The sequence below is a fragment of the Vibrio sp. 10N.222.55.C6 genome (assembly GCF_041473395.1).
Taxonomy (GTDB): domain Bacteria; phylum Pseudomonadota; class Gammaproteobacteria; order Enterobacterales; family Vibrionaceae; genus Vibrio; species Vibrio crassostreae_C.
On sequence record NZ_JBFRSD010000323.1, the window covers coordinates 1 to 1,498 of the forward strand.

Below are 1,498 nucleotides of genomic sequence, written 5' to 3' on the forward strand. Positions count from 1 at the left end.
CCCTAATGCTTCAATCAAATTTGCTGCTATTTTGGGTGAAAATGAAATTCCTTACGTATTACCAACCGAGTATCAAGCGCAGCAAGGCTGGAGCTACGAAAGCCTTGATATTCCGCATGTCGAAGAAATGACGAAAGTCGCAATTGATATCCTATCGCGAAACCCAAATGGCTTCTTCTTAATGGTTGAAGGCTCACAAATCGATTTTGCTGGTCACATTAATGATGAAGAGCGCATGATCCATGAGACGATTAAGTTCGATGAATCAGTAAAAAGTGCTATTGACTGGGCAGAGACTCGCGACGATACAATGGTGATTGTCACGGCTGATCACGAAACGGGCGGGCTAGAACTGCTTAAAACTAATGGCGCTGGCGAAGTACCAGAAGTAAGTTGGCTGTGGGGTAACCACACTAATGTACCAGTTCCAATGATGGCATGGGGTGTAAACAGTGAAGTTGTTCATGGTCGCTCGGTTGATAACACTTCCGTACACAGCATCATGCGTGGTGCTTTCTCTTCCAATTAATCACGTGGCAGTGAATAGCTTGTCTGTATAAAGATTAGAACTTACACAGTCAGTATCGGCGTACCAAGTGATACTGACTGTGTTTACGAAAAATTCGTTTCACTACGCTTTTGAGGTGCCCCCTGAAATATGGGGCCTTTTTTATGAAAATAATGAATAACTCCTTTGTCGTGCTAAGCCTAATGTTTAGTCACATTATACACGCTGAGCAAGATATTTTGTCTTGGCTTGATATGGTTCCAATTGAAGAGCGCCACTCGTCAACGCCAGTAACTGTAAACCACGAAGAATCGTTAGATGTACGGGCACCACAAAGTCTTGTCGGTAAAACAATTAGTGCGTTAAACAATACTGAGCAACGTATTGCGGGTTTTGTTGTGCCTTTAGAAATCAACGGGAACAAGATTGAGTCATTTCTGTTGGTGCCTTTCTTTGGCGCTTGCTTGCACGTTCCCCCACCGCCGCCTAACCAAATTGTGTATGTCGAACAAACGATTGACTACATAGACCCGTGGGAGCCCATCGTGATCGACGGTACCCTTAAAGTAACAGCTCAGCAGCAACAAGAGATCAGCAGTGGCTATCAGCTTTTCCCAAGTGATGGCATTCAGTTATTGAAAACGTTATAAATACAAATCCACTATACTCAGTTAACTTGAATGTACTCGACAGAGCATCTGAAAAGCATCATTAATTCTAGACGTCAGTGAGCCTGCAATCTCCTGCTTCTGGCAGAGTCACAGTAAAAAATGATTTATAGCCGCGTTGAATTCCTGCTTACTCTTGAACTTAATAACCACCGACTAAAGTAGTTGGTTTAGTATTATGGACAGAAAGCTAATCACTATCGGCTTACTCTTTTTTTGACGATATTCTAGCGTTTTATCTGCGGATAATAACGTGGCTTTTCGAATACGCTTTCATGTTGATAGAGCTGAGCTATCAAGTCGAGTACATGCTGAGTTAGAT

At 42.7% G+C, this 1,498-nt stretch carries 2 protein-coding genes; both read left to right on the forward strand.

Annotation, left to right across the window (positions count from 1 at the left end; all coding sequences use genetic code 11):
* On the forward strand, positions 1 to 529 hold a 529-nt coding region (locus AB4486_RS23910), incomplete at its 5' end, for an alkaline phosphatase (protein WP_372119088.1).
* 143 nt (positions 530 to 672) lie between these two features.
* Positions 673 to 1,158, forward strand: a complete 486-nt coding sequence (locus AB4486_RS23915) for a DUF3299 domain-containing protein (RefSeq protein WP_102394510.1) — start codon at positions 673 to 675, stop codon at positions 1,156 to 1,158.
* Positions 1,159 to 1,498 lie beyond the last annotated feature (340 nt).

Bases quoted from the DNA above. Each gene is read 5' to 3' on its own strand.
- AB4486_RS23915 (WP_102394510.1), top strand. From the start codon at position 673: ATGAAAATAATGAATAACTCCTTTGTCGTGCTAAGCCTAATGTTTAGT.